This is a genomic window from Acidovorax sp. FJL06 (assembly GCF_003852545.1).
In the GTDB taxonomy this organism is placed as follows: Bacteria; Pseudomonadota; Gammaproteobacteria; order Burkholderiales; family Burkholderiaceae_C; genus Acidovorax.
The window spans coordinates 115968-138833 of the sequence record NZ_QAJR01000015.1; the positions used below are offsets into that span (position 1 = coordinate 115968).

At 68.2% G+C, this 22866-nt stretch carries 24 protein-coding genes; 19 read left to right on the top strand and 5 right to left on the bottom strand.

Features of this window, described 5'->3' with window-relative positions:
• Nucleotides 1-2: 2 nt before the first annotated feature.
• Genes DBV10_RS09605 through DBV10_RS09630 form a run of 6 tightly spaced genes read left to right on the top strand, consistent with a single transcriptional unit; the run spans nt 3 to nt 6308 of the window.
• Complete coding sequence (locus DBV10_RS09605; RefSeq protein ID WP_124512971.1) at nt 3-1556, top strand: PepSY domain-containing protein; 1554 nt, start codon at nt 3-5, stop codon at nt 1554-1556.
• On the top strand, nt 1544-2548 hold the full coding sequence (gene cbiB, locus DBV10_RS09610; protein ID WP_124512973.1) for an adenosylcobinamide-phosphate synthase CbiB: 1005 nt from the start codon (nt 1544-1546) through the stop codon (nt 2546-2548). Before DBV10_RS09605 ends, cbiB begins: the two co-directional genes overlap by 13 nt.
• The gene (locus DBV10_RS09615) at nt 2545-3648 is read left to right on the top strand and encodes an aminotransferase (protein ID WP_199740075.1); all 1104 of its coding nucleotides are present in this window, start codon (nt 2545-2547) and stop codon (nt 3646-3648) included. The genes cbiB and DBV10_RS09615 overlap by 4 nt, the downstream gene beginning before the upstream one ends.
• Nucleotides 3645-4439 carry a HipA family kinase gene (locus DBV10_RS09620; RefSeq protein ID WP_124512975.1) on the top strand — a complete coding sequence of 265 codons (795 nt, stop codon included), beginning with the start codon at nt 3645-3647 and terminating at the stop codon, nt 4437-4439. The genes DBV10_RS09615 and DBV10_RS09620 overlap by 4 nt, the downstream gene beginning before the upstream one ends.
• Nucleotides 4426-4818: a DUF3037 domain-containing protein gene (locus DBV10_RS09625; protein WP_124512977.1), complete on the top strand. Its 393-nt coding sequence runs from the start codon at nt 4426-4428 to the stop codon at nt 4816-4818. Before DBV10_RS09620 ends, DBV10_RS09625 begins: the two co-directional genes overlap by 14 nt.
• A gap of 35 nt (nt 4819-4853) precedes the next feature.
• Complete coding sequence (locus DBV10_RS09630) at nt 4854-6308, top strand: cobyric acid synthase (protein WP_124513081.1); 1455 nt, start codon at nt 4854-4856, stop codon at nt 6306-6308.
• Nucleotides 6309-6339: 31 nt separating this feature from the next.
• On the opposite strand, the gene DBV10_RS09635 is transcribed toward DBV10_RS09630, so the two are convergent.
• On the bottom strand, nt 6340-7131 hold the full coding sequence (locus DBV10_RS09635) for a class I SAM-dependent methyltransferase (RefSeq protein ID WP_124513083.1): 792 nt from the start codon (nt 7129-7131) through the stop codon (nt 6340-6342).
• Between DBV10_RS09635 and cobT the strand changes: the two genes are divergently transcribed.
• Complete coding sequence (cobT, locus tag DBV10_RS09640) at nt 7130-8194, top strand: nicotinate-nucleotide--dimethylbenzimidazole phosphoribosyltransferase (protein WP_124512979.1); 1065 nt, start codon at nt 7130-7132, stop codon at nt 8192-8194. The two genes, DBV10_RS09635 and cobT, sit on opposite strands and share 2 nt — an antisense overlap.
• Nucleotides 8195-8425: 231 nt before the next feature.
• On the opposite strand, the gene DBV10_RS09645 is transcribed toward cobT, so the two are convergent.
• Entirely contained in the window at nt 8426-9559 is a 1134-nt protein-coding gene (locus DBV10_RS09645) for a GGDEF domain-containing protein (protein ID WP_233589868.1), read from the bottom strand.
• Nucleotides 9560-9835: 276 nt separating this feature from the next.
• Between DBV10_RS09645 and DBV10_RS09650 the strand changes: the two genes are divergently transcribed.
• The 8 genes from DBV10_RS09650 (at nt 9836) to DBV10_RS09685 (ending at nt 16494) form a co-directional block, all read left to right on the top strand.
• Nucleotides 9836-10930, top strand: a complete 1095-nt coding sequence (locus DBV10_RS09650; protein ID WP_124512981.1) for an ABC transporter ATP-binding protein — start codon at nt 9836-9838, stop codon at nt 10928-10930.
• Nucleotides 10931-10991: 61 nt separating this feature from the next.
• The gene (locus tag DBV10_RS09655) at nt 10992-12284 is read left to right on the top strand and encodes a PotD/PotF family extracellular solute-binding protein (RefSeq protein ID WP_124512983.1); all 1293 of its coding nucleotides are present in this window, start codon (nt 10992-10994) and stop codon (nt 12282-12284) included.
• Nucleotides 12285-12482: 198 nt separating this feature from the next.
• Nucleotides 12483-13397: an ABC transporter permease gene (locus tag DBV10_RS09660; RefSeq protein WP_124512985.1), complete on the top strand. Its 915-nt coding sequence runs from the start codon at nt 12483-12485 to the stop codon at nt 13395-13397.
• A gap of 1 nt (nt 13398) precedes the next feature.
• Complete coding sequence (locus DBV10_RS09665; RefSeq protein ID WP_124512987.1) at nt 13399-14286, top strand: ABC transporter permease; 888 nt, start codon at nt 13399-13401, stop codon at nt 14284-14286.
• Nucleotides 14287-14299: 13 nt separating this feature from the next.
• Entirely contained in the window at nt 14300-15061 is a 762-nt protein-coding gene (locus DBV10_RS09670; RefSeq protein WP_124512989.1) for a GntR family transcriptional regulator, read from the top strand.
• Between the two features lie 20 nt (nt 15062-15081).
• The gene (locus tag DBV10_RS09675) at nt 15082-15828 is read left to right on the top strand and encodes an aspartate/glutamate racemase family protein (protein WP_124512991.1); all 747 of its coding nucleotides are present in this window, start codon (nt 15082-15084) and stop codon (nt 15826-15828) included.
• 52 nt (nt 15829-15880) lie between these two features.
• A complete protein-coding gene (locus DBV10_RS09680) occupies nt 15881-16105 on the top strand; it encodes an AbrB/MazE/SpoVT family DNA-binding domain-containing protein (RefSeq protein WP_056169497.1) in 225 nt (74 codons plus the stop codon).
• A complete protein-coding gene (locus tag DBV10_RS09685) occupies nt 16102-16494 on the top strand; it encodes a type II toxin-antitoxin system death-on-curing family toxin (protein WP_124512993.1) in 393 nt (130 codons plus the stop codon). Before DBV10_RS09680 ends, DBV10_RS09685 begins: the two co-directional genes overlap by 4 nt.
• Before the next feature lie 89 nt (nt 16495-16583).
• Here the strand turns inward: DBV10_RS09685 and nth are convergent, their stop codons facing one another.
• Nucleotides 16584-17222 carry an endonuclease III gene (gene nth / locus DBV10_RS09690; protein ID WP_124512995.1) on the bottom strand — a complete coding sequence of 213 codons (639 nt, stop codon included), beginning with the start codon at nt 17220-17222 and terminating at the stop codon, nt 16584-16586.
• The gene (locus tag DBV10_RS09695) at nt 17219-18184 is read right to left on the bottom strand and encodes a LysR family transcriptional regulator (RefSeq protein ID WP_124512997.1); all 966 of its coding nucleotides are present in this window, start codon (nt 18182-18184) and stop codon (nt 17219-17221) included. Before DBV10_RS09695 ends, nth begins: the two co-directional genes overlap by 4 nt.
• Nucleotides 18185-18306: 122 nt before the next feature.
• On the opposite strand from DBV10_RS09695, the gene DBV10_RS09700 reads away from it, so the two are divergent.
• Nucleotides 18307-19779, top strand: a complete 1473-nt coding sequence (locus DBV10_RS09700) for an amidase (protein WP_124512999.1) — start codon at nt 18307-18309, stop codon at nt 19777-19779.
• 64 nt (nt 19780-19843) lie between these two features.
• Complete coding sequence (locus DBV10_RS09705) at nt 19844-20827, top strand: tripartite tricarboxylate transporter substrate binding protein (protein ID WP_124513001.1); 984 nt, start codon at nt 19844-19846, stop codon at nt 20825-20827.
• A gap of 19 nt (nt 20828-20846) precedes the next feature.
• Here the strand turns inward: DBV10_RS09705 and DBV10_RS09710 are convergent, their stop codons facing one another.
• Nucleotides 20847-21323, bottom strand: a complete 477-nt coding sequence (locus DBV10_RS09710; protein ID WP_124513003.1) for a GyrI-like domain-containing protein — start codon at nt 21321-21323, stop codon at nt 20847-20849.
• Between the two features lie 99 nt (nt 21324-21422).
• On the opposite strand from DBV10_RS09710, the gene DBV10_RS09715 reads away from it, so the two are divergent.
• A complete protein-coding gene (locus DBV10_RS09715; protein ID WP_124513005.1) occupies nt 21423-22613 on the top strand; it encodes a PLP-dependent aminotransferase family protein in 1191 nt (396 codons plus the stop codon).
• Nucleotides 22613-22837, top strand: coding sequence for a SlyX family protein (locus tag DBV10_RS09720; protein WP_124513007.1), 225 nt, complete (start codon nt 22613-22615; stop codon nt 22835-22837). The genes DBV10_RS09715 and DBV10_RS09720 overlap by 1 nt, the downstream gene beginning before the upstream one ends.
• Nucleotides 22838-22866: the final 29 nt, after the last annotated feature.

Below are 22866 nucleotides of genomic sequence, written 5' to 3' on the forward strand. Positions count from 1 at the left end.
GCATGGTGAAGAAGCTCGTCATCTTCGTGCACAAGTGGCTGGGCGTGGTGCTGGCGCTGTTCTTCCTGATGTGGTTTGCGAGCGGGGTGGTGCTGTACTTCGTGCCCTTCCCCAGCCTCACGCAGGCCGAGCGGCTGGCGGCCTTGCCGCCGCTTCAACTGCCTGCCGATTGCTGCCTGGCCGCACCCGATGCCGCCCAGCGCGCGGGCCTGCGCCCAGCCGGTGGCGGTGGCGAGGCACGCCTGGGCATGCTGGGCGATGCGCCTGTGTGGCGCCTGCAGGCGGCGGCCGGCGAGGGCGCGGCCCCGCGCTGGCACACGGTGGATGCCCGCACGGGCGCCCTGGTGCCGCCGATCAGCGACACGCAGGCCGCCACCGTGGCCGAGGCCTTCAGCGGCCGCCGTGCCATGGGCACCGAAGGGGTGGAGCGCGACCAATGGACGGTGCCCCAGGGCCTGGACGCACACCGCCCCCTGGTCAAGGTGCTGCTCGATGGCGACGACGGGCTGGAGCTGTACGTGTCACCCGGCGCCACGGAGGTGGTGCGCGACACGCGCCGCGCCGAGCGCTTCTGGAACTGGCTGGGCGCCGTGCCGCACTGGATCTACCCCACGGTGCTGCGGCAGTTTCCCCAGGCCTGGCACCACGTGGTGGTGTGGTTGTCCATCCCTGGTGTGCTGCTGGCCGCCACAGGCGTCGCGCTGGGCATCTGGCAGCTGTTCCTGAACCGGCGGCGCTGGATTCCCTACCGCCAGTTCTGGATGCGCTGGCACCACATCCTGGGCCTGGTGGCGGCGGTGTTCACGCTCACCTGGATGTTCTCGGGCCTGATGTCGATGAACCCCTTTGGCGTGTTCACCGGCCGCGCGGCCGACCCGCAAGCGCGCACGCAGTGGGCGGGCGAGGCCCCGCGCAGCCTGCGTGGCCCGGCCGAAGCCGTGGCGCTGGCAGCGGCCGAAGGCATCGTGCCGCTGGAACTCGATACGCTGCGCATCGCCGGCCAGGCCTGGTACCGTGTGCGGGGCCGGGGGGAGGGCGGGGGCGCCGTGCAGCGCCTGGTGCGCGCCGATGGGCCCGAGGCCACCGTGGTGCGGGCCGTGCCCGATGCGACGTTGCTGGCTGCGCTGCAGAGCCTGCGTCCGGGCATGCCTGTGCCGAGCATCGAACAAATCACGCAGTACGACGGGCTGTACTATGCGCGCCACCATGATGCATCCACGGCCTTCCATCGCCCGCTGCCCGTGTGGCGCGCCCACTGGGTGGGGGACGGGGTGACGGTGTACGCCGACCCCGCCTCCGCCCGCATCGTGCTGCGTGCCGACGCCACCACGCCCTGGCAGCGCGTGCTGTACAACGGCCTGCACAGCCTGGACTTTGCGCCGCTGCTGGCGCGCCCGGCGCTGCGCACCGGGTTGGTCGTGGGGCTGTCCCTATTGGGTGTGGCGCTGTGCATCACCTCCTGCGTGGTGGCCTGGCGTGTGCTGGCGCCGCGCCGGCGGCGAGCGGCGCGGCCCGTGGCCAGCGCGCAGTCGGCGGAGGGCGCATGGACAGCCTGACCGCCTTGTTTGTCCCCGGCATGGGCGGGGCCCTGTTCCACCTGCTCCTGTGGTGCCCGTTGTTGGCGCTGGCGGTGGACTGGTGGCTGGGCGAGCCGCCCGTGGCCTGGCACCCCGTGGTCTGGATGGGGCAGGCGTTGCAGTGGGGGGGCGAGCGGCTGGCACCGCTCTCGCCGGTGGCCAGGGACTGGAAGGGCTTTTGGCTTGCAGCGCTTTTTTGGTGCGCCCTGGCAGCTATTGTTTTGATAGTTGCGGCGTACCTGCAACATGGGGCGTTGATGCTGCCCGGCCTGCTGGCGGTGGCGGTGCTGGCGCTGCTGCTCAAGCCCCTGCTGGCCTGGCGCATGCTGCACGACGAGGTGCTCGCGGTGGAGCTGGCGCTGAGCCAATCGCTGCCCGCTGGCCGCGCGCAGCTTGCGCGCCTGGTGAGCCGCGATGTGAGTGCGCTCAGCGCCGTGCAGGTGCGCGAGTCCGCCATCGAGTCGCTGGCCGAGAACCTCAACGATTCGGTGGTGGCGCCACTGTTCTGGTTTGCGCTGCTAGGCCTGCCAGGGGCGGCGCTGTACCGGCTGGCCAACACGGCCGATGCCATGTGGGGCTACCCTGGCATGCGCGGCGGGCGCTACTGGCAATGGGCGGGCAAATGGGCGGCGCGGGCGGACGATGTGCTGTCGTGGCTGCCGGCGCGCATCACGGCCCTGTTGCTGGTGTTGGGGGCCCAGGGCCTGCGGCTTTCCACGCTGGCGCGCCAGGCGCGCAAGACCCCGTCGCCCAACAGCGGCTGGCCCATGGCGGCCATGGCGCTGGTGCTGGATGTGCGCCTGGCCAAGCCGGGCGTGTACGCCCTGCACAGCAAGGGGCGCAGGGCGGGGCCGCTGGATACGCGGCGGGCGGCACGCGCCGGCACCCGGGCGGTGCTGGCCCTGGTGCCGGTGGTGGCGGCCATCCAGTTGCTGGTGGCCCTGGCTTTCTCAGCATGGATGCAGACATGACCCCTCACGACCTCCCGCCCCCATTGGTGCCGCTGCATGGCGGCCCGGACGCGGCGGGCATTCCGCTGCATGACTTTTCGACCAACAGCAACGCCTGCGGTCCCTGCTCCGAGGCGCGGCATGCGGTGCAGATGGCCGATGCCACGCGCTACCCCGACCCGGCCTACACCGCCCTGCGCGAGGGCCTGGGCGCATTCCACGGCGTGGCGCCGGGCCGCATCGTGCTGGCGGCCAGCGCCAGCGAGTTCATGCACCGCATCACCGCCCTGGCCGCGCTGCAGGGCGCCGTGCAGGCGGCCCTGCCGTTGCACAGCTATGGCGACTATGCCCAGGCCGCCCAGGTGCGCGGGCTGGATGTGGTGCGGGGGGGCGGTGCTGCGGCGGGCCTGCAGTGGGCGTGCGAACCCTCCAGCCCGCTGGGCCTGGCCGATCCGGCCGTGCGCGCCTGGCAGCCTGCCGGCAGGGCACGGGATGGCGGTGCGGCCGGTGCGCTGCGCGTGCTCGACTGCGCCTATGTGCCCCTGCGGCTTGACCCCGAGGGCGCGTGGACGGGGGTGCCATCCGCCCAATTGCCATCGGCCTGCTGGCAGCTGTGGACCCCCAACAAGGCCCTGGGGCTGACCGGTGTGCGTGCGGCCTACGCCATTGCACCCGTGGGCAGCGAGAGCGAGGAGCAGGTGCGCATGCTGGCGGCGCTGGCGCCTTCGTGGCCGGTGGGCGCGCATGGCGTGGCCTTGCTGCAGGCCTGGGTGCAGCCCGTGGTGCAGCAGTGGCTGGTGTACAGCCTCTCTACCCTGCGCGAGTGGAAGTCGCGCCAGCAGGCGCTGTGCCTGGACCTGGGCTGGACCCTGCATGCGGGCAGCCTGGCCAACTATTTCTGCGCGCAGCCAGACACCCCCTCGCTGCGAACGGATCTGGCGGCGTTGCGCACAGCGGGCATCAAGCTGCGCGATGCGGCCTCGTTCGGTTTGCCCGGCAGCGTGCGCCTGGGCGTGTTGGTGCCCACTGCGCAGGATGCGCTGCGGGGGGCCTGGAGGGCCACCGCCAGCGGCCGTACCATCGCCGACAGAAGTTCAACCGGTTCAGGGGATGCCTTGTGAGAACCATCACCGTCAACCGCTACGTCACGCCGCTGCGTGAAGGTGGCTCCATGCCCGCCATCGTCGAGGGCGACGAGCTGGGCACCTACGTGCTCAAGTTCCGTGGTGCAGGGCAGGGCGTGCGCGCGCTCCTGGCCGAGATCATCGCGGGCGGCATGGCCCGCGCCCTGGGCCTGCCCGTGCCCGAGATCGTGCTGGCCCAGCTGGACACCGCCTTGGCGCAAACCGAGCCCGACCCCGAGATCCAGGACCTGGTCCGCGCCAGCGGTGGCCTGAACGTGGGGCTGGACTACCTCTCGGGCGCGCTCAACTTCGACCCGGCGGTGGATGTCGTGTCGGATGATTTCGCGTCGCGCCTCGTGTGGTTCGACGCGCTGGTGGGCAATGTGGACCGCACCGCGCGCAACACCAACCTGCTCATGTGGCACCGCCAGCCCTGGCTCATCGACCATGGTGCGGCGCTGACCTTTCACCATGCCTGGAACGGCGTGGTGGCCCTGCCCGCCAAACCCTTCGCACCGATTGCCGACCATGTGCTGCTGGCCCAGGCCACGGCCTTGATGGACGTGGATGCCGAGCTGGCCGCGCGCCTCACACCTGAAGTGGTCATGGGCATCCTGGCCGAGGTACCCGACGAGTTTCTGGCGCTGGCTGGGGCCGAGCATGCCGAAGGCCCGCTGTCGGTGCCCGCGAGCCACCGCCAGGCCTATGTGGACTACTTCTGCGCGCGCCTGGCCGGGCGGGAGGCCTGGGTGGGCGCGGTGAAAGGAACCATCGATGCACGCGCCTGAGGTGTACGACTACGCCATCGTGCGCGTGGTGCCGCGCGTGGAGCGCGAGGAATTCATCAACGCGGGCGTGATCCTCTCGTGCCAGCGCACCGGCTTTCTGCAGGCCGCCATGGCGCTCGACGAGGCCCGCCTGCTGGCCATGGACCCGCAGGCCGACATCGACACCGTGCGCCGCCACCTGGCGGCCATCGTGGCCATCTGTGCGGGCGATCCGGGCTGCGGGCCCATTGCCCAGCTGCCCTACCGCTCACGCTTTCACTGGCTCACCGCCAAGCGCAGCGCCATCATCCAGACATCCCCCGTGCACACCGGCCGCTGCACCGATGCGGCGGCCGCGCTCGAACACATCATGGACCGCATGGTCCGCCCACTGCCTTGACTGAAAAATCTGCTTCCACGTTGGCCCGTTGCGTGATGGTGCTGGGCACCACCAGCGGCGCGGGCAAAAGCTGGCTTACCACCGCGCTGTGCCGCCACTACAGCAACCTGGGCCTGCGGGTTGCGCCGTTCAAGGCGCAGAACATGAGCAACAACGCGCGCGTGGTGTCGGGCCCCGGCGGCAGCCTGGGCGAGATCGGCAGCGCACAGTATTTCCAGGCCCTCGCGGCCCGCGCCGAGCCCGAGGTGCGCATGAACCCGCTGCTGCTCAAGCCCGAGGCTGACACCCACAGCCAGGTGGTGCTGATGGGCCAGGTGAGCGCTGAGCTGACCGCCATGCCCTGGCGCGGCCGCAGCGAAAAGGTGTGGCCGCAGATCGCCGCTGCGCTCGATGCGCTGCGCGCCGAGAACGATGTGGTCGTCATTGAAGGCGCGGGCTCGCCCGCCGAGATCAACCTGCATGCCAGCGACATCGTGAATATGCGCGTGGCCCGCCATGCCGACGCGCGCTGCCTGCTGGTGACCGACATTGACCGGGGCGGTGCGTTTGCCCACCTCTACGGCACCTGGGCGCTGCTGCCCGAGGAGGAGCGCGCGCTGATCCATGGCTTTGTGCTCAACAAGTTCCGTGGCGACGCCAGCCTGCTGGCCCCGGCGCCGCAGATGCTGCATCAGCTCGCCGGCGTGCCCACCGTGGCCACCATTCCCATGCAGTGGCGCCATGGCTTGCCCGAAGAAGATGGTGTGTTTGATGACCGCAGCACCGCAGCAGGCGCCGTGCACACCACGGTGGCCGTGGTGGCCTACCCGCGTATCAGCAACCTCGATGAATTCCAGCCCCTCAAGAACGTGCCCGGCGTGCGCCTGCTGTGGGTGCGCAGCCCGGCCGACATCGGGGGGCTGAAGCCCACCGACTGGGTGGTGCTTCCTGGCTCCAAATCCACCGCCGCCGACCTGGCCTGGCTGCGCGCGCAGGGCCTGGACCAGGCCATTGCCCACCACGCGGGGCGGGGCGGTACTGTGCTGGGCGTGTGTGGCGGCCTGCAGATGCTGGGCGAGGCGCTTATCGACACGGCGGGCATCGACGGCAATGCGCCGGGCCTGGGCCTGCTGCCCCTGGTCACCACCTTCGAGGTGGCCAAGACCGTGCAGCGCACGCAGGCGCAGTTTGGCGCGGTGCGGGGCGCCTGGGCTGCACTTGCAGATGTGTCCGTCATGGGCTACGAAATCCACCACGGCCAGACGGCCCAGCACCCGGCCATGGCCGCCAAGGGCGATGTGGCGCGCGAGGTCATCCCCGGCATCGCCTGGCAAAACCCGGCGGGCAATGTGCTGGGCGTGTACCTGCACGGTCTGTTCGAGGATGCCGCCGTGCTGCACGCGCTGTTTGGGGCCCAGGTGCCCACGCTGGACAGCGTGTTTGACGGCCTTGCGGGTTTCCTTGGCACCAGCTTCACACCGGGTGTGCTGGATGCGCTGGTGGCACAGTAGGAGGCTGGCCACCGTGGCGCATCGCAGTCCTTCACACCCGTTCGCAGTGGCAGGCGAGGGTGGTGTATGGAAAGCGCACGGTGCCTTGCCCGCGCAGGGCAGGGTGGTCGGCAATGAGTGCCTCGATCTGTGCGCGCACTTTGGCACGCTCCGCATCGGGCAGCGCAGCAATGAAGCTCACCGACATGAAGCGGTCCACGATGACCTGCTGCGGCGGCCCCACATGTTCGTGCGGCAGGCGCGTCTCCACCAACGGACTGAAGCCGGGGTGCGGAAAGGGCTTGCGCCAGTCGCCCTTGTAGAAGCGCGGCGCATCGCCTTCGTAGGGCGTGATGATCGCGGTGAGCGCGGCCACCCAGTCCACCGATTCATCGCGCACGTTCCACACCAGGCCGAGCTTGCCACCCGGGCGCAGCACGCGGTGGAATTCGTCCAGAACCTCGCTGGTGGCAAACCAGTGGAACGCCTGCGCGCAGACCACGGCATCGAGTGCGCCGGACGGCAGCGGCATGGCCTGCGCCGTGCCCGCGACGGCGCGCACCGTGGGCAACTGCAGTGCGTCGATCCTGGCGCGCATGGCGTCCACGGGCTCCACGCCCACCACCGTGGCCCCGGTGGCTGCGAGCAGCGCGGTGAACTTGCCCGTGCCCGCACCCACATCGGCCACCTGGCGGCCGGGGGCCAGGCCCAAGGTTTGCGCCAGCCAGGCCGACAGCGCTGCCGGGTAGTCCGGCCGGCCGCGCGCGTAGGCCTGGGCCTCTTTTGTGAAACCCTGCTGTGCCGCCATGTGCACGGCATTTTTTGATGTGTTCTCTACCACCATGACCGTACCTTTCACTCTTCCATCCATTGACGACCTGCATGATGCCGCGTTGGCCGGCCGCCTGCAGCACGCGATCGACTTCAAGACCAAGCCCCTGGGCTCATTGGGCCTGCTGGAGCGCCTGGCGCTGCGCCTGGGCCTGATTTTGGGCAGCGAAGCCCCGGCGCTGCAGGCGCCCCAGATGCTGGTGTGCGCGGGCGACCACGGCCTGGCGGCGCGGGGGGTTTCGGCCTTTCCGAGCGACGTGACCTGGCAGATGGTCGAGAACTTCCTGGCCGGCGGCGCCGCCGTGAGCGTGCTCGCGCGCCAGCATGGCCTGGGCCTCACGGTGGTGGACTGCGGCGTGGCCAAGCCCATCGCCGCGCGCGATGCCGCGCCCGGCCAGCCGCGCCTGCTGCTGCGCAAGGTGGCGCTGGGCACGCAGGATGCATCGGCCGGCCCCGCGATGACGGCAGAGCAATGCGCCCAGGCGCTGGCCAACGGCATGGAGGTGGTGCGTGGCCTGCCGGGCAACGCCCTGCTGCTGGGCGAGATGGGGATCGGCAACACCTCGGTGGCCTCGCTGCTGCTCGCGCGCCTGGCCGGCCTGCCGCTGGCCGAGGTGACGGGGGCTGGAACGGGCCTGGATGCCGCCGGCATAGAGCGCAAGCGCGCCGTGCTGCAGCAGGCGCTGGATGCCAATGCCGGCGCCACCAGCCCGCTGGACGCACTGGCCGCCCTGGGCGGCTACGAGGTCGCCACGCTGGTGGGTGCGGTGCTGCAGGCTGCCGCCGAGCGGCGCGTGATTGTGGTGGATGGGTTCATCACCAGCGCCGCCGTGCTGGTGGCCAGCCGCTTGGCGCCGGCCGTGCTGCAGCGCTGCGTGTTTGCGCACCGCTCGGGCGAGCGCGGCCACACCTTGATGCTGGCGCAGATGCAGGCCGAGCCGCTGCTGGATTTGGGCCTGCGCCTGGGCGAGGGCTCGGGCGCGGCGCTGGCCTGGCCACTGCTGCAGTCGGCCTGTGCGGTGCTGGCCGAGATGGCGAGCTTTGAATCGGCCGGTGTGGCCACCCAGTCGGCCTGAAGTGAAACACCCCCTGAGTCGCTTCGCGCCTTCCCCCTCTCTCGCTTCGCGGGAGGGGGACGCCCCCAGCGCGGCGGGGCAGCCCTTGCCCGGGGGCGCTGGCTTGGGCCGCGCCGGTTGCATCAGTTGCGGGTGGCGCAGCGCCATGGATAACTGATACGGATTTGCGGTCAGTTGCTCACTGCCGTTCGGGCTGAGCCTGTCGAAGCCTCGCGCGGCGCTTGGACAGGCTCAGGCCACCACGGTCCGGTTGCGCCCCTCGTGCTTGGCACGGTACAGGGCCGCATCGGCGCGGGAGAGCATGGTATCCAGCGTTTCATGGCCGCCGGTCCAGCTGGTCAGCCCGATGCTGACCTGGCAATCCAGCGCATGGCCCGTGGCCAGCGTGGCGTGGATGCGCTGGGCCACGCTGGTGGCCGCCGCCATGTCGGCGCCCGGCAGCAGCACCAGAAACTCCTCGCCCCCGTAGCGCCCCAGCCGGTCTGCGCGGCGCAGCACCTGGCGCGTGCGCTCAGCAAAATGCACCAGCACCGCATCGCCGTGCTGGTGGCCCCGGGTGTCGTTCACGGCCTTGAAGTTGTCCAGGTCCACCATCATGATCGACGGGCCATGGCCGTAGCGCTGGGCGCGTTCCAGTTCGTCCTCGCAGCGCTGCAGCAGCGCGCGGCGGTTGAGCGTGCCCGTGAGCGAGTCGTGCGTGGCCAGGTGCTCCAGCTCGGTGCGCAGGCGGTCTGTGGCCATGAGCACCGCGCCGATGGAGAGCATGAGCACCGTGAGCACATAGGCCCCGATGTACAGCGTCTGGAACCACGATGGCTCCATCAGGTCGCCACCGCCCTTGCCGGTCAGGATGGACGCCAGCCGCAGGGCCAGCACCGCCATGTGCAAGACCAGCACCACCTCCACCAGCCGCACCGGAAAGTTGTGCCCGCCATGGCGCAGCATGAAGCGCAGCTGCGCGGCATAGATGACGCCCATCAGTACAGAAAAGAAGCCCACCCGCAGCGCGTAGTCGGGAATCCAGTAGGTAAGCACCACAAACACCACGGTGCTGCCTGCCAGGACCCAGCCCCAGAATCGCCGGTCAAAGGGCTGGCCCAGAAAGCTGCACGTGCCCATGTAGTAGACGAGGGTGCCCATCACCAGCAACTGGTTGGCGAGCACCAGGCTGAGCAAATCCGGTATGGCGTTGCGCGCACCAAAAAGCACCGTGGACACCAGCCACAGCAGCGGTGCCGCTGCCCAGGCCCCCACCCCTCGGATGGATGGCGGGTAGTAGCGCCGCATGAACAGCAGAACGATGGCCATGATGGCGGACATGAAGCCCGCCATGGCGATCATGGAGCGTGGGTCGAGGTTCGTCATCCGTGATGGAGAGGAGGGTGGCGCGCCTGCGTAAAGCGTAAGAAATTGTTTCTTCTGCCCGCTACCAGTATAGCCACGCGTTTGCGGGCTTCCGCTTGATGGGGGATGACCCCGGCGCCATGCTGGAGCGCATCACAAAAGCCTTGGGCATGGGTCAACAATGGTGCGGGTGGCGCGCCTGGCGGGTGTCCGTGCACGGTGTTAGTGCATTTTGTATGCAATGCGATGAAAATATTGTGTACAAAGTTGGCATGGGCTTTGCGTACGTCCGTGGGCATGTACGCACCTTCCCCTGCCCAGCCCCCGGCCGCCATCGAGATCGTGGCGCTCACCAAGCGCTATGCCGGCGGCAAACCCGCCGTGGATGCCATCAACCTGCGCATCGCCAGCGGCAGCTACTGCTGCCTGCTGGGCCCCTCGGGCTGCGGCAAGAGCACCACCTTGCGCATGATCGCTGGGCACGAGTCGGTGACCAGCGGCGACATCTTGCTGGAGAACCGCAACATCACCGACCTGCCCGCCGCCGCGCGCGGCACGGCCATGATGTTCCAGAGCTTCGCGTTGTTCCCGCACCTGTCGGCGCTGGACAACGTGGCCTTCAGCCTCAAGATGAAGGGCGTGGCCAAGGCCGAGCGCCAGGCCAAGGCGCGCGACCTGCTGGAGCGCGTGGCCATGGGCCACCTGGCCGAGCGCAAGCCGGCCGAGCTCTCGGGCGGGCAGCAGCAGCGCGTGGCGCTGGCGCGTGCCCTGATCACCCAGCCACGCGTGCTGCTGCTCGATGAGCCGCTGTCCGCACTCGACCCGTTCCTGCGCATCCAGATGCGCGCCGAGCTGCGCCGCTGGCAAAAGGAGCTGGGCCTGACCTTCATCCACGTGACCCACAGCCAGGAGGAGGCCATGGCCCTGGCCGACACCATGATGGTGATGAACCACGGCGTGATCGAGCAGGTGGGCTCGCCGCACGAGGTCTACAACCGGCCCGCCAGCGAGTTTGTGGCGCGCTTCATGGGCGGGCACAACGTGATCGACACGCCCGAGGGCAAGGTGGGCGTGCGCACCGACCACCTGCAGATCGCCCCTGCCCACGCCGAGCTGCCCAGGAGCTCCCAGCACATGCAGGCCGTGGTGACCGACGTGGAGTACCAGGGCACCTATGTGCTGCTGGGCCTGCAAAAGCAGGGTGTGGCCCTGTCGGCCAACGCCACGGCGGCCTATTCGGTGATGGTGTCCGAGGCCGCGTTTGCCGCGCAGCCCTACCAGGTGGGGCAGGGCGTGCAACTGCACTGGACGCCCGACCAGGCGCACCCGCTCGCCCTGCCTGCTGCTGCATCACCGGTGGTGCTCTCTCCCGCAGTGGCCGTAGCCGCCTGACCGCGTCGCCACACATCCCCATTTTTCACCCGTCCCCTTCCGCAACCCAAGGAGTTTTCCCATGTCCGATGCTTCCCGTGCTGATTCCCCTGTTGTTGTCTCCGATGCCACTGGCGTGGCGCGCCGCTCGCTGCTCAAGGGCACGGCGGGCATCCTGGCCGCGGGCATGTTCCCGGCCGTGCATTCGCAGGAAAAGATCGTGCTGCGCTACCTGGGCACGGCGGTGAACCAGGACAAGGCGATTGCCGAGAAGTTCAAGGCCGACACCGGCATCGAGATCCAGTACGTGGCCGTGACCACGGACGACGTGACCAAGCGCGCCGTGACCGCGCCCAACAGCTTCGATCTGATCGACACTGAGTACTTCTCTCTGAAGAAGATCGTCCCCACGGGCAACCTGAAGGGCATCGACACCAAGCGCATCAAGAACGCTGACAAGATCACCACGCTGTTCACCACCGGCATGGTCAACGGCAAGGCCGTGGGCGACCAGGGCACGGCGCCCAAGAAGGTGATCTACCTCGAAGGCGAGAAGTCCAAGAAGTTCGCCGCAGCGCCCACGCAGTTCATGAGCCTGATCCCCACCGTGTACAACGCCGACACGTTGGGCATCCGCCCCGACCTGATCAAGCGCCCCATCAACTCCTGGGCCGAGCTGCTCAACCCCGAGTTCAAGGGCAAGACCGCGATCCTGAACATTCCTTCGATCGGCATCATGGACGCCGCCATGGTGGTCGAGGCCCTGGGCATCTACAAGTACCCCGACAAGGGCAACATGACCAAGAAGGAGATCGACCTCACGATCAAGACCCTGATCGAAGCCAAGAAGCAGGGCCAGTTCCGCGCGCTGTGGAAGGACTTCAACGAGTCGGTCAACCTCATGGCATCGGGCGAGGTGGTGATCCAGTCCATGTGGAGCCCGGCCGTCACGGCCGTGCGCACCAAGGGCATCGCCTGCAACTTCCAGCCCCTGAAGGAAGGCTACCGCGCCTGGGCCGCGGGTTTCGGCTTGCCGGCCACGCTGTCGGGCCGCAAGCTCGATGGCGCCTATGAGTTCATCAACTGGTTCCTCGACGGCTGGGCCGGTGCCTACCTGAACCGCCAGGGCTACTACAGCGCCGTGCTGGAGACCGCCAAGTCCAAGATGGAAGCCTACGAGTGGGCCTACTGGATGGAAGGCAAGCCTGCCACGCAGGACATCAAGAGTCCGAATGGCGATGTGCTGGCCAAGGCCGGTGCAGTGCGCGACGGCGGCAGCTACGAATCGCGCATGGGCGGCATCGCTTGCTGGAATGCGCTGATGGATGAGAACAACTACATGGTCCAAAAATGGAATGAATTCGTGGCGGCGTAGGGGGTGCACCTCCTGAGGCGCTGCGCGCCTTCACCCCTCTCTCGACCCGCTGCGCGGGTCGGGAGGGGGACGCTCCCAGCGCACGCAAGCGAAGCGCTGCATTCGCAGCTTGGCGGCCCTTGCGCGGGAGCACTGGCCTCTGGCCGCGCCGGTTTCAAGGGCAGCGTGCAGCGCTGCTGATATCTGAATGCAAACACCATGAGCACCACCAACACTCCGACCTTGCCCGCTGCCGCCGTTCCCTGGCGCAGCATTGCCGCCTGGTGGCAGGCGGCGCCGTTCACGCTGGTGTTTGCGCTGTTCTTCCTGGTGCCGCTGGCGCTGATCGTGATGGTCAGCTTCTGGGACTTCAACGAGTACGAGCTCTTGCCCGGCTTCACGTTCAAGAACTACGTGTCGATCTTCGCGGGCTGTGGCGATGCGTCGGAGGGCCTGTGTGTCACGCTCAAGACGTATTACTCCACGCTCAAGTTCAGTTTTCTGGTGTGGCTGATCACGCTGGTGATCGGCTTCACCGTGGCCTATTTTTTGGCCTTCCATGTGCGCTCCTCGGGCATGCAGACGCTGCTGTTCGTGCTGTGCACCATTCCGTTCTGGACGTCGAACGTGATCCGCATGATCTCGTGGGTGCCGCTGCTGGGGCGCAATGGGCTGGTCAACCAGACGCTGATGGGCATGAACCTGATCGAGACGCCTGTGGAGTGGCTGCTGTTCTCGGACTTCTCGGTGGTGCTGGCCTTTGTGCACCTCTACACCATGTTCATGATCGTGCCCATCTTCAACAGCATGATGCGCATCGACCGCAGCCTCATCGAGGCGGCGAGCGACAGCGGCGCGAGTGGCTGGCAGACGCTGTGGAACGTGATCGTGCCGCTGTCGCGCACCGGCATCATCATCGGCTCGATCTTTGTCATCACCATCGTCATGGGCGACTTCGTGACCATCGGCGTGATGGGCGGGCAGCAGATCGCCTCCATCGGCAAGATCATCCAGGTGCAGACCTCGTACCTGCAGTTCCCGCTGGCGGCGGCCAACGCCGTGATCCTGCTGGCCGTGGTGCTGATGATCATCTGGGGCCTCACGCGCCTCGTCGATATTCGCAAGGAGCTGTGAGATGAAAGTCCGTGAATCTCGCCCCGCCAGCTTCTGGCCCCTGGCCATTGTCTTTGCGCTGTTCGTGCTGTTCATGTACGGGCCGATGCTGGTCATCTTCATCCTGAGCTTTCAGGGACCGGAAGGGGGGCTCACTTTCCCCATGCGCGGCGTGTCGCTGCACTGGTTCACCAAGCTGGCCGAGGGGCTGGGCGTGGTGGACATCGGCGCGGCGCTGTGGCGCTCGCTGGGCCTGGGCGTGGCGGTGATGCTGTGCACGGTGGTGTTGTCGGTGCTGGCCGGGCTGGCGTTTCGCAAGCGGCTGGCGGGCGGCAACACGCTGTTCTTCATCGTTGTGGCCAGCCTCATCATGCCGTCCATCATCGTCTCGCTGGGCATCGGGCTGGAGTTTCGGCTCATCGACAACGGCATCAAGGCCGCGCTTGAATGGCTGGGCCTGGAGAGCACGCTGGAGGGTTACGGCACCTCGCTCGGCCTGTTCACCTCGGCCCTGGGCGCGCACCTGACGTGGACGCTGCCGTTTGGCCTGCTCATCATGTTTGCGGTGTTCAACCGCTTCAACCCTGCGTACGAAGAAGCCGCGCGCGACCTGGGCGCCACGCCCTGGCAGGGCTTTGCCCATGTGGTGCTGCCGCTGATCGCGCCCTCGGTCGTGGGCATCGGCATGTTCGGTTTCACGCTGAGCTGGGATGAGATCGCCCGCACCTCGCAGGCCATCGGCGACGTGAACACGCTGCCGCTGGAGCTGCAGGGCCTGACCAGCACCGTGACAACGCCGTCGATCTACGCGCTGGGCACGCTGACCACCGTGGTGTCTTTTGTGGTCATGGGCATCACGTTGGCGCTGGTGTGGGCCTTGGGGCGCCGGCGCAAGGGCCGCCCGGGTTAAAAACGGCACCCTTATGACGACCACTATTCCCAGGCCCCGGCGTGCGCGCGCTGCGGCCACCGAACCGCCCGTGCAGCCCGAGGCCCCAGGCCAGCTCAGCGATAACGACATGTACGACCGCATGGTGTCAGCCATCCTCGACCATCGGCTGCCGCCTGGCACCAAGCTGGTAGAGGATAAGTTGGCGGCAGCCTTCGGCGTGTCGCGCACCCGCGTGCGGCCTGTGCTGGTGCGGCTGGCCAACGAGCAGGTCGTCACGCTCACACCCAACCGGGGCGCATCCATTGCCCAGCCCACACCGCAAGAGGCGCTGGAGGTGTTCGAGGCCCGCCGCCTGCTGGAGCCGCGCCTGGTGGAGCTGTTCATTGCCAACGCCACCGACGCCGACATCGCCGCGCTGCGCACCTGCATCGACGACGAAGAGGCCGCCCGCGCCAGCGGCGACATGCGCCGCGCCATTCGGCTGTCGGGCGACTTCCACCTGCACATTGCGCAGGCGGCAGGGCATCAGACGCTGGGGCGCATCCTGCGCGAGCTGGTCTCGCGCACTTCGCTCATCCTCATGACCTACAGCCCCAGCCATGCGCAGACCCGCGAAGAGGCCACGGCCTGCGGCTGCCGCGAGCACCGGGCGCTGATCGACGCCATTCGCCTGCGCGACGCGCGCGAGGCGCCCCGCCTCATGTTGGCGCACCTGGCACGCATCGAAACGCAGCTGGAGTTCACCCCGCCGGCCAGCGGTGTGCCGGATCTTGCGCAGCTGCTGGGCACCTGAATTCCGCCACCTTGCTTGCCATGCGCCAGCTGCTCGTCATCAACCCCAACACCTCGGCCAGCGTCAGCGCCTTGCTGCAGCGGCATGTGCAGGCCGCCGCAGGTTCGCATGTGGCGGTGCGCACGGCCACGGCGCGTTTCGGCGCCCCGTACATCGCCTGCGAGGCCAGCTACGCGGTGGCGGCCCATGCCGCGCTGGATGCCTGGGCGAATGAACTGGCACAGCTCCAGCCGCAGCCTGATGCCGTGCTGATCGGTTGTTTTGGCGACCCGGGCCTGATGGCGCTGCGCGAAAGCAGCCCTGTGCCTGTGACGGGGCTGGCCGAAGCGTCTTTCATCGAAGCCGCTCGCCACGGCCGCTTCGCCATCGTCACGGGCGGCGAGCGATGGGGCCCCATGCTGCAGCGCCTGGCGCAGGCGCTGGGCCACGCGCATGGGCTCGCGGGCATCCACACGGTGGCCCCGACAGGCGCCCAGCTGGCTGCAGACCCAGAGGCCGCGCTCGCCTTGCTGGCCCAGGCGTGCCGTGACGTGGTGCGGCAGATGGGCGTGCAGGCTGTGATCCTGGGCGGGGCGGGGCTTGCCGGCATGGCCGCCGCCGTGCAGCCGCAGGTGGCTGTGCCGGTCATTGACAGCGTGGTGGCTGGTGCCACCTGGGCGCTGCGTGTGCACCCGGTGCCATCAGAGCGCAAAGTGCCTGGCTTCGATGTGGCGTGGGCGGGGGTGTCGGGGGAGATGGTGGCCTTGGGGATGGCTGGGGTGGTTTGACGCAGGGAGGCGGAAAGCCTAGTATTACGTTTGTAATTACTTAAGGTATTCCATGCACACCCTCAAACTCACCCAGGTCGGCAACTCTGTCGGTGCGATTTTTCCGAAGGAGCTGCTGGCGCGGTTGCAACTGGAAAAGGGCGATGAACTGTATGTGACGGAATCGCCCGACGGCTTGCGCATTACCACCCACAACCCCGAATTTGAAGCACAGATGCGCGTGGCGCGCGAGATCATGAAAGAGCGTCGGGCCGTGTTGCACGAGCTGGCCAAATGAGCGAATGGGTCTGGCTGGACCGTGCTGTCATCATTGCCATCCATGAAATGCAACTGGCCGAACACGGTGGTGGTGTGGGCGTGCGCGACGCAGGTTTGCTCGATTCAGCCCTGGGCAAACCGCTGCATCTGAGCCACTACGGTGAGCCACCGCCAGACGCTGCGGCGTTGGCTGCTTCTTACGGGTATGGGATTTCGCGCAACCATCCCTTTATCGATGGGAACAAGCGCACGGGCTTCGTGGCAGCCGAGCTTTTTTTGCGCCTGAACGGGTGGACGCTCACCGCCGACGACGCATCGTGCGTGCTGACCATGCTCGCCGTCGCCGCAGGCGACATCACCGAAGAGGCGTTTGCCGCCTGGCTGCGGGAGCACGCCGTAGTCCGTTGAGTGAAATTTGAAGCTTTCTGGGGCCCTACCGCCTATCCAGTAAGCGCTGTAAGCTATAAAAATGATAGCTTTTTGCCACGCCTGCTGGCTCAGGGCGCCAGCGTCTTCGGCTTGTAGTCGCAATACTCGCTCACCACACATTCCCAGCAGCGCGGCTTGCGCGCCTGGCATACGTAGCGGCCGAGCAGAATGAGCCAGTGGTGCGAATCCACTGCGTAGGCATCTGGCACGCGCTTCATGAGCTGCAGCTCTACCGCCAGCGGGTTCTTGCCCGGCGCGAGGCCGGTGCGGTTGCCTACGCGGAAGATGTGCGTGTCCACCGCCATGGTGGGCTGGCCAAAGGCCACGTTCAGCACGACATTGGCCGTCTTGCGGCCCACGCCGGGCAGGGCCTCCAGCGCCTCGCGCGTGCGGGGCACTACGCTGCCGTGCTGCTCCACGAGGATGCGGCAGGTTTCCATCAGGTTCTTGGCCTTGGTGCGGTACAGGCCGATGGTCTTGATGTAGCCCTCCAGCCCCGCCAGGCCGAGGTCCAGGATGGCCTGGGGCGTGCCCGCCACCGGGAACAGCTTGCGCGTGGCCTTGTTCACGCCCACGTCGGTGGCCTGGGCCGACAGCAGCACGGCGGCCAGCAGCTCGAACGGGGTGGTGTACTCCAGCTCCGTGTTGGGTAGGGGGTTGGCCGCCTTGAGGGTGGCGAAGAAGGGCTCGATGTCGGAGGTCTTCATCTGGAAGTGGGTGGGGATGTCTTTTTTCTGGAAGGCACGGGGGGTACCGCTGCATTGTCCCGCAGCTCACCGCGCAGAAATTCGAGGAACATGCGCACGGCCGCCGGCAGGGTGCGGCCATGCAGCGTTTGCAGCTCGGCGGCGCGCGCGCTCATGCCGGGCTCGCGGATCTGTGCAGCGTGCAGTTCGCCGCGCTGCACGCGGTCGCGCACCGTGACCTCGCCCGAGATGGACAGGCCGCCGCCGTGCAGCACGAAGTGCATCAGCGTCTCGAAGTGGTTGCACACCAGGGCCGGCTCGAACACCAGGCCGCGCTGGCTGCAGCCGATGTCGAACAGCTGGCGCACGGTGTTGTCGCGCTCGGGCAGGGCGATGGGGTAGCCATGCATCTGTGCCAGCGTCACCGAGGCAAACCGCGCCAGCGCGTGGTCCGGCCGCATGATGGCGATCACGGGCGCGGCCTGGCGGTGCTGCACCGTGATGTCGCGCTCGGCCGAGCGGCTGTAGGTCAGGCCGATGTCCGCGTCGCCGTTGCGCACCGCCGTGGTCACGGCCGCCGGGCTGGCCACGCGCAGGTGGAACTGGATGCCGGGGTACTGCGTGCGGAACTGTGCCATCACGCGCGGCAAAAATTCGATGGCAAACCCGGCGGAGCTGCAGATGCGCACCCGCCCGGTGTGCAGGCCCTGCAGCGCCTGGATGTCCGAGACCACGCGGTCGGCCTCCAGCGCACCGCGCCGCGCATGGGCCGCCAGCAGCTCGCCGGCGGCGCTGGGCGCCATGCCACGCGGGCGCCGGTCGAACAGCGGCACGCCCAGCAGATCTTCGAGCGCGGCCACCTGGCGGCTCACGGCCGAGGGCGACACGTTCAGACGCGTGGCGGCCTCGCTGACCGAGCCGCTGCGCACCACTTCCAGGAAGTAGCGCAGCGCCGTGTCCTGCAGCCGGCTGGATGAAAGCATGGGATACCTTTGGGCGTGGATTGCGTAAAACGCAAAGATAACCTCAGAAATCGTCGATTGCTGAAAAGCATTCGGCTGCTTATGCTGGCTTGCAAATGACACATTCACCGGCCTTCGCATCCATGCCTTCTGCAGCCAGCTCCCCTGTCGTCGTCCCCCCAAGCGCCATCGTGGACCACACGGCCACCAGCCTGTCGCACGCCATTCACGCCCGCGATGTCTCCTGCGTCGAAGTGCTTGACGCCTACTTGGCCCAGGTGGACCGCCTGAACCCCGTGGTCAATGCCCTGGTGGCGATGGCCGACCGCGATGCGCTGCGCGCGCAGGCCGCAGAGCGCGATGCCCAGCTGGCGCGGGGCCACAGCCTGGGGCCGCTGCACGGGTTTCCGCAGGCGCCCAAGGACATCATGCCTGCCGCCGGCATGGTCACCACCCGCGGCTCCCCCATCTTCGCGGGCCAGGTCTCGGCCAGCGATGCCGTGGTGTTCGAGCGCATGCGCGCCGGCGGCGCGCTGTTCATCGGCCGCAGCAACTCGCCCGAGTTCGGCCTGGGCGGCCACACCTACAACCCGGTGTACGGCACCACGCGCAATGCGTTCGACCCGAAGGTGTCGGCGGGCGGCAGCAGCGGCGGGGCGGCAGTGGCCGTGGCCCTGCACATGCTGCCGGTGGCCGACGGCTCGGACATGATGGGTTCGCTGCGCACGCCGGCGGCGTTCAACAACGTGTATGGCCTGCGCACCTCGTTCGGCCTGGTGCCACACGGGCCGACGGAGGAGGTGTTCTTCCAGCAATTCAGCGTGGCCGGGCCCATGGCGCGCAACATTCCCGACCTGGCGCTGCTGCTGTCGGTGCAGGCGGGGTTCGACGCGCGCCTGCCACTCACGCGCCGGCACGACAACACGGCCCTGCTGGGCCAGCCGCTGGAGCGCGACTTCCGGGGTGTGCGCATCGGCTGGCTGGGCGACCTGGGCGGCCACCTGCCCACCGAACCCGGCCTTTTATCCACCTGTGAGCAGGCGCTGGAACACTTCCGCACGGTGGGCTGCGCCGTGGAATCCGTGGTGCCCGCGTTCGATCTGGAACAGCTGTGGAACGCCTGGATCGACCTGCGTAGCTTCAGCGTGGCGGGCGCCAACGCGGCTCTGTACCGCAACCCGGCCACGCATGCGCTGCTCAAGCCCGAGGCGGTGTGGGAGATCGAGCGCGGCATGCGCCTCGCGGCCCTGCAGGTGTACGACGCAGCCCGCGTGCGCAGTGCCTGGTACCAGGTGCTGCGCGGCCTGTTCGAGCAGTTCGATTTCCTGGTGCTGCCGGCCGCGCAGGTCTTTCCGTTCGGTGCCGAGCTGGACTGGCCGCACGAGGTCGGCGGGCGCACCATGGACACCTACCACCGCTGGATGGAAACCGTGGTGCCCGCCACCATGGCCGGCCTGCCCGCGCTGGCCGCGCCGGCGGGCTTCGGGCCTGGTGGACTGCCTGCCGGGCTGCAGATCATCGGCCCGGCGCAGGCCGATGCCGCCGTGCTGCAGATTGGGCATGCGTACGACCAGGCCAGCGGCCATGCCCGCGTGGCTAGCCCTTTGCTGGGTTGATCCGCCCCGTTTTACATCGCTTCCCCTGCCGCCTTTCCCGCAGTTTTTTGACCGGAGAACCCCCATGTCCCTGCCGCGCTCCCGCTTTGTCTCGTGTCTTCTGGCCAGTGCGTTCGTGCTGGCGGCGCCCGCCGTGTCCTGGGCGCAGGCCTATCCCGACCGGCCTGTGAAGCTTGTCGTTCCGTTTGCGCCCGGCGGCGCCACGGACATCCTGGGGCGCCTGCTGGCCACGGCCATGGGCGAGCGGCTGGGCCAGCCGGTGGTGGTGGAAAACAGGCCCGGTGCCGGGACGGTGGTGGCCGCGTCGCTGGTGGCCAAGGCCCCGGCCGACGGCTACACCCTGCTGCTGGGCGCCAACACCACGCTCACCATGAACCCCGCCATCCGCACCAACCTGCCCTACGACCCCGTTCGCAGCTTCACGCCCATCGGCATGGTGGCCGACATGGGCCTGCTGCTGGTGGCCCACAACGAGGTGCAGGGCAGCACGCTCAAGGACATCGTGGCGCAGGCCAAGGCCGCGCCGGACAAGTTCTCGTACGGCTCCTACGGCACGGGCTCGTCGGTGCACTTTGGTGCCGAGATGCTCAAGGCCACCGCGGGCTTTCCGATGCTGCATGTGCCCTTCAACGGCAGCTCGCCCAACCTGACTGCGCTGATGGGCGGGCAGGTGCAGCTGGCGGTGGACACGGTGGTGGCCTCCACCCCGCTCATCAAGGCCGGCAAGATCAAGGCCATCGCCGTGCTGAGCCCGCAGCGCCTGGCGCTGCTGCCCAACGTGCCCACGGTGGCCGAGAGCGGCTACCCGGGCTTCGATATGGGCTCGTGGTTTGCGTTCGTCGCCCCTGCAGGCCTGCCGGCACCGGTGCACAAGAAGCTGGAGAAGGCCCTGGCCGACACCATGGCGTCCGCCGAATTCAAGAAGAAGCTGGTGGACATCGGCATGACCCCGGCCTGGGGCAATGGCGATGCACTGCGCGCCCGCATCGAGCGCGAACTGCCGCTGATGCGCGCCGTGGCGGCGCGGGCGGACATCCGCGTCGATTGATGGGCTGGCGGCGCGGGGGTCAGGCGGTGCGCTGCACCGCCAGGCACAGCCAGCACGGAAACGCGCCCGTGGCGGGGTTGACGGCGAAGTTCTCGTCGTAGACCTCCACGGCGGGCCGCGCTGCGGGCTCCCAGCCTGCGGGGATCTGCCCCGGGGCCATCATGCGGGCCCAGGCTGCACCGATCTCCGGGCCCGTGCCCACAAAGTACATGCAGGCATAGTCGCCGCCCGGAAAGTCCTGCACCAGTGCCTCGGTGCCCGTGCGCAGGCCCACGCCCACCTGCACGCAGGCGTCGTAGCGGCACTGCGCGGGCGGGGTGCAGGCGGGGTTGTCCAGGCTGATGCCATAGTACTTGGGGCGCGGCTCGCTCAGGCCATGGGCCGCGCACCATTGGCCGAAGCGGTCCCACAGCTGCGTGAGCGAGGGGCCGTAGGGGCCGGTCTGGCGCATGTAGGCCAGGCGCATGCGGGGCAGTTGGCGGATTTCGAGGGGCATGGGGGTCTTGCGGAGTGGCCTGGCAGTGTAGTCCGCAGGAAACCTGCTCGCCAATTGGCGACAATGCAGCATCTCTTTGCCAACCCCCCTGTCCACGCCATGCAATTTGCCGACCGCCTGAACAACGTAGAAACCTCCGCCATCCGCGAGCTTTTCAAGCTGCTGGGCAAGCCCGGCATCATCAGTTTTGCGGGCGGCTTCCCGGACAGCGCGATGTTCGACGTGGAAGGCATCCGCGCGGCCAGCAACGCCGCCCTGGCCGAAGAACCCGGTGCGGCCCTGCAGTACGGCGCCACCGAGGGCTACAACCCGCTGCGCGAGCAACTGGCCGCCTTCATGGCATCCAAGGGCGCCACGGCAGTCGCGGCCGATAACCTTATCGTCACCACCGGCAGCCAGCAGGCGCTGGACCTGCTGGGCAAGACGCTCATCAGCCCCGGCGACAAGGTCATCGTGGAAGGCCCGACCTTCCTGGCCACCATCCAGTGCTTTCGCCTGTACGGCGCCGAGCTGATCAGCGCGCCCATCGACGGCAACGGCGTGAAGACCGATGAGCTGGAAAAGCTCATCGCTGAGCACAAGCCCAAGTTCGTCTACCTCATCCCCACCTTCGGCAACCCCAGCGGCGCCATGCTGAGCGCCGAGCGCCGCAAGGCCGTGCTGGAGATGGCCGTCAAGCACAACACCCTGATCGTCGAGGACGACCCCTACGGCGACCTGTACTTTGGCGAGGCCCCACCCCCCAGCCTGCTCAATTTGTCGGCCAGCATGCCCGGCAGCCGCGAGCTGCTGGTGCACTGCGGCAGCCTGAGCAAGGTGCTCTCGCCCGGCCTGCGCGTGGGCTGGATGATCGCCCCGGCCGAGCTGCTGGCCAAGGCCACCATGTGCAAGCAGTTCAGCGATGCGCACACCAGCACCTTTGCGCAGGCCACGGCCGCGCAGTACCTCAAGGCCGGCCGCATGCCCGGCACGCTGGCCCATGTGCGCAAGGTGTACGCCGAGCGCGCCCAGGCCATGGGCGATGCGCTGCGCAAGGAACTGGGCGATGCCATCGAATTCGTGCAGCCCCAGGGCGGCCTGTTCGTGTGGGCGCGCCTGACCGGTGCGGGCGGCAAGGTGGCCGATGGCAATGTGCTGGCCAAACGTGCCATCGAGAAGGGTGTGGCGTTTGTGCCCGGCACGCCGTTCTTCTGCGCCAACCCCGATCACGCCACCTTCCGCCTGTCGTTTGCCACGGCCGATGTGGACAAGATCCGCGAAGGCGTGGCGCGCCTCGGGCAGGCGGTGTGATGGACGACGCCCAGCAGCAGATCATCGAGCGGCTGGAAAGCCTGGAGATCAAGGCCAGCTTCACCGAAGACCTGCTGGACCAGCTCAATATGACCATCTACCGCCAGCAGGAGTTGATCGACCGGCTTGCGCAGGACGTCATCCAGCTGCGCCGGCAGGTGCCTGAAGGTGGCGGCATGGCCGCGCCGCGCAATCTGCGCGACGAGCTGCCGCCGCACTACTGATCCGGCGCGCACGCCTCACGCGGGTTCTT